Source organism: Bradyrhizobium sp. (genome assembly GCF_049691595.1).
Classification (GTDB): domain Bacteria; phylum Pseudomonadota; class Alphaproteobacteria; order Rhizobiales; family Xanthobacteraceae; genus Bradyrhizobium.
The window spans coordinates 1-5,033 of record NZ_JBAVNZ010000046.1 but is presented as its reverse complement, the minus strand read 5'-3'; the positions used below and the strand labels follow the sequence as shown (position 1 = coordinate 5,033).

The window sequence follows — 5,033 nt, the reverse complement described above, 5'->3', positions numbered from 1 at the left end:
CAGAATGGCGCTGCGCCGCGCCGCCAGCCGCTTCACCACCTGATGGGTTCGCCGATAGACCATGGCGACTGTTCCGTCCCCGCCCGCCCGAACCCTTGGAAAGGATCGGGAGAACGTGCCTGTCTTTTCAATCTTTTGAGCGATTGAGCGCCAATCGCCTGAAGAACTGAACAACTATTCAGGCCGCATGACAAGACGGTTTTGCGACATCGGAATGGCTGACGAAGAGGCAGTGGGCGGCAATGCTCCGGCGCATCACGCGCCGGCCGGGACCAGCGCCGGCGCCGGCTCGCGCCGCCACCAAGGCCCGGCGCGGCGCAGGATCAGGCTGGACACGATCAGCGTGGCGCCGAGCCCGGTCGGCGCGCCGAACAGCGGATAGAACATCAGGAGCGCGGCGACCAGCCCAAGCGCCGGCAGCTCGTAGCTCTCGAAACCCTCGCGCGATCCGATCCGAACCAGGAAGGCTACCGCGATCGCCAGCACCATCTCATCGTAGAGAAAAAGGTACGGCGTGATCAACAATGTGCCGGCCGCGAGACTTGCGGCTTTCAACGTATAGACAATGCGGCTGCGCCACATCAGCGCCGTCACCGCCGCGACCGTGCCGCTCATGATCCACTGGAAGATCCAGCCGAGTTGTTCGCCGCCGCCGAGGTAGCGAACCAACGCGAAGACGCTTTGCATCTTGCCCCAGGGCGCCCGCCCTTCGGTGAGGAAGGCTTGCGAGAACATCGGCATCCAGTGCACGAACGCCTGCCAGCTTTCGGTGCCGAAGGCGAGCCACGATGCAAAGGCCAGCAGCACCGCCGTGATAGCCGCCGTGATGAATACCCGCCATTGCGCGGCCGCGATCAGCACGAGCGGAAACAGCACCCCATACTGCGGTTTGTAGCTCAACAGCCCGAGGCAGATGCCGGCGAGCACCGGACGTACCGGCAGCAGGTAGAGCGTGCCCCCGATCAAGGATGCGGTGAGGAAACCATTCTGCCCGACCAGTGTGTTGGTGAGCGCGACCGGAAATGCCGCCGCCAGCAGCCAGCCGAACGGCCGTCCGACGATCGCGCGCATGACTGCGAGATAGGGAACGAGGCTCATCGCGGCCCAGCCGATGAAGGCGACCGCATAGGGAAAATGCGCCAGCAGGCTTGCGACGAACAAAAAGAGCGGTGGATAATGCCAGGCGAAGTTGCCGTCATAGCCTTGACCGAGCACCGCGAGCTGCACCTGCTTCTGGATAGCCCAGTCATAGGCCCAGGCCGGATGGCCATCGAGCACCAGCCTGCCAGCGGACCAGACATTGACGAAGTCGGTGGGGATGCCCAGACCCTTCTCATCGAATATCCACCAATGCGCATAGAACGCCGCTGGAAAAAACGATGCATTGACGACGAACAGCACAAAGCAGGCGTTCAGCAGCGCGGCGGGAATGGCGCCTTGTTCGGGCGCGGTGATCGGGGCGGGCACGGCCATGCGAGGTCCTGTTCGTGCGCGGCTTTCGGACGCGCGCACCCCTCCAGCAATAGGCCGGACCGAATTGAAGAAATCTTAAGGTTTTGGGCGGGACGCGGGAATTCTTCTCGTCGTTCCGGGATGGTCCGAAGGACCAGACCGGAAGATTTTAGAGGACCATTAGAGGCAGCCGTGGTTATGGATTCCGGGCTCGCGCCAAGAGGCGCGTCCCGGAATGACGGGGATAGTTTGGGAGGACTCGATATTCAACGTGCTCGTTGAGTAAACAAGCAACGTCCTCAGTCAGCCCGGCTTCTGAGGCGGATCAGGCAATGAACCTATCCATCGTCATTCCGGGGCGCGCCTCTTGGCGCGAAACGATGCCATGGCGAGTGGATGGATACCAATCACGATCGTTATGTTGCAGACGCAAAATTTCGGGATCGCGGGGCGGGCCGGGCCGTAGCGAAACCCACAGTCCTCAAATTCGCTTCGCCAGCACCGCGTTCGACATCAACAGTTGAACCCCGTTGCGATGGAACGGACCGATCAGAAACAGATAGATCTTGCCGAACAGATTATGAACCGTGCAGATGGTTGAAACGACGACGCTGGCCGCCTCGCCGTCGACCGTCCGCAGCACCGACACCCTGAAGTCGATGTGCTTGTCGTTCCGGCCGGCAACAATTTCATGGTCACCAAGAAAGAAAATCGGCCATGGACCTATCTTGTGGCTGACGCTGTAACCGGCCTTGAGCTGCGGGTTCATGATTTCGGCAATTGTTGGCACTTCCAAACCGGCGAGTTTTGCCAGCGCGTTGCGGGCGACCAACATCAGCTTGATCCACAAAGGCGTGTATCCGAATACCGCGAAGAAGATGTCGGCGATGCCGCGTTCCGGGTGCGCCAGCGGCGCCCGATATGAATCCTGGAAACAGGAATTTCCGGTCAAATCCCGGGTAATCATGCTGCCGGACGGGACCTCGCATTCAATCACGTGCATGTCGCACTGTCCCTGCGCAAAGGCGATACGCGGCAAAACGGGTGCCGAAGCACCCGCTTGTCATTCAGCCATTCCTGACGCCCGGTCACGCCTGCGGCTGCGGCTCCAGCCCGGCATCCGGGTCGGGACGCGGGCGGGGCTTGCCGGCCGGCGGCACTGCGGAAGCGCGCGGCGTGGTCGGCTCCAGCACCGACTCGCGGTTCGGCTTCTTGCCCTTGAGCAGGTCCTGAATCTCGTCGCCGGAAAGCGTCTCGAATTCGAGCAGGCCCTTCGCCAGAGCCTCGAGATCGGCGCGCTTTTCGGTGAGAATACGCGTCGCTTCGTTGTAGCCACCTTCCACAAAACGCCGGATCTCGGTGTCGATCTTCTGAACCGTCGCCTCCGATGCGTTCTGGGTGCGCGACACCGACATGCCCAGGAAAACCTCGTCCTGGTTCTCGCCATAGGACACGGTGCCGAGTTCTTCCGACAGGCCCCAGCGCGTCACCATCATGCGCGCCAGCCGCGTCGCCTGCTCGATGTCGGACGACGCCCCGGAGGTGACCTTTTCGCGGCCGAAGATCAGTTCTTCCGCGACCCGGCCGCCCATCATGATCGCCAGCCGCGAGGTCATCTGCTCCAGCGACATCGACAGCTTGTCGCGCTCCGGCAGCTGCATCACCATGCCGAGCGCGCGGCCGCGCGGAATGATGGTCGCCTTGTGGATCGGGTCGGTCGCCACGACGTTGAGGCCGACGATGGCGTGGCCGCCTTCGTGATAGGCCGTCAACAGCTTCTCTTCCTCGGTCATGACCAGCGACTTGCGCTCGGCGCCCATCATCACCTTGTCCTTGGCCTCCTCGAACTCGGCCTGCGTCACCATGCGCTTGTTGCGCCGTGCCGCCGTCAGCGCCGCCTCGTTGACGAGGTTCATCAGGTCGGCGCCGGAAAACCCGGGCGTGCCGCGCGCGATGGTCTTGAGGTTGATATCCGGCGCCAGCGGAACCTTGCGGACGTGAACTTTCAGGATCTGCTCGCGGCCGACGACGTCGGGGTTGGGCACCACCACCTGGCGGTCGAAACGGCCGGGACGCAGCAGCGCCGGATCGAGCACGTCGGGACGGTTGGTGGCCGCGATCAGGATCACGCCTTCATTGGCCTCAAAGCCGTCCATCTCGACCAGCAACTGGTTGAGCGTCTGTTCGCGCTCGTCATTGCCGCCGCCGAGGCCGGCGCCGCGATGACGGCCGACCGCGTCGATTTCGTCGATGAAGATGATGCAGGGCGCGTTCTTCTTGGCCTGCTCGAACATGTCGCGGACGCGGCTCGCGCCGACGCCGACGAACATTTCGACGAAGTCGGAGCCGGAAATGGTGAAGAAGGGAACGTTTGCTTCACCAGCCACCGCGCGGGCGATCAGGGTCTTGCCGGTGCCGGGCGGGCCGACCAGCAGCACGCCGCGCGGAATCCGCCCGCCGAGGCGCTGGAATTTGCCGGGGTCGCGCAGGAACTCGACGATCTCCTGCAAGTCCTGCTTGGCCTCATCGACGCCGGCGACGTCCTCGAAGGTGACGCGGCCATGGGCCTCGGTGAGCATCTTGGCGCGCGACTTGCCAAAGCCCATCGCCTTGCCGGCACCACCCTGCATCTGCCGCGACAGGAAGATCCAGACGCCGATCAGCGCGATGAACGGCAGCCACGAGACCAAGAGCGACACGAACCAGGGCACGTTGTCGCCGGGCGGCTTCGCGGTGATCGAGACCTTGCCGTTGTAGAGGCGCGAGACCAGCGTCGGGTCGTTCGGCGCATAGGTCTGGAAGCTGGAGCCGTTGGTGAAGGTGCCGTGGATTTCCGGCCCCTGGATCACAACGTCGCGAACGTGGTTCTGGTCGACCTCGCTCAACAGCTGCGAGAAGGAGATATCCTGCGAGGAGGTGCGCTGACCCGGATTCTGGAACAGCGTGAACAGCGCCAACAGCAGCAAAACGATAATGACCCAGAGGGCGAAATTGCGCAGATTGGCGTTCATCGATCTTCCTTGGTGGTCGCGCGGATCGCGGCCTTATGTCCTTGGCAGTGTCGCTTGGGTCGCGACGAGGGACCCCCCCGAGCTGACTGCATACAATCTAGGTGGCGCCCGGGTCGATGCCAAGGGAACCACGCGGGACTATTTAACGCATCCTAGCGCAATTCCCGGTCAAATCATGGCGTGAAAACCGACGTTTCCCGGAGGTGGTTAAGACTCTCGGCGAGTTATGGCAGCGGCTTCGGCATTCGATCAGGGCCCGGGCGGGCGGCCGCGGCGGGGCGGTGCCGGTTCGACCCGGATTCGACCGCCAATCAGGCTGATCGCGGCACCGGCGAGGGTCTGTTTCAGCTTTGGCCGGGCTTGCGCGGCCGCCCGGTCCAATGCCGCCAGCAGGGCCTCGACCTTGCCAAGCTCGGCCGGCCCCTCATGACCGACGCGGTCGATTGCGCGTTTCAACAGCCGAAGGCGGATCTCCTCCGGCATCACGGCAAAGGCCCCCGCATCGAATCCCGGGCGCGGTTCATCGCCACCCGTAAGCGCGAGATAGCGCTCGGCGCCGTCAGCCAGAAC

3 protein-coding genes and 1 pseudogene are annotated in these 5,033 nt (G+C 63.3%); all 4 read right to left on the bottom strand.

Annotated elements, in window-relative coordinates; all coding sequences use genetic code 11:
• Nucleotides 1–255 precede the first annotated feature (255 nt).
• Entirely contained in the window at nucleotides 256–1,473 is a 1,218-nt protein-coding gene (locus WCE35_RS01950; RefSeq protein WP_424591655.1) for a glycosyltransferase family 87 protein, read from the bottom strand.
• Nucleotides 1,474–1,933: 460 nt separating this feature from the next.
• Complete coding sequence (locus tag WCE35_RS01945; RefSeq protein ID WP_424591654.1) at nucleotides 1,934–2,455, bottom strand: DUF2867 domain-containing protein; 522 nt, start codon at nucleotides 2,453–2,455, stop codon at nucleotides 1,934–1,936.
• A gap of 85 nt (nucleotides 2,456–2,540) precedes the next feature.
• Nucleotides 2,541–4,463, bottom strand: a complete 1,923-nt coding sequence (ftsH, locus tag WCE35_RS01940; protein WP_424591653.1) for an ATP-dependent zinc metalloprotease FtsH — start codon at nucleotides 4,461–4,463, stop codon at nucleotides 2,541–2,543.
• A gap of 249 nt (nucleotides 4,464–4,712) precedes the next feature.
• Nucleotides 4,713–5,033 (bottom strand): annotated as a pseudogene (locus tag WCE35_RS01935) (tRNA lysidine(34) synthetase TilS); the annotation flags it as partial.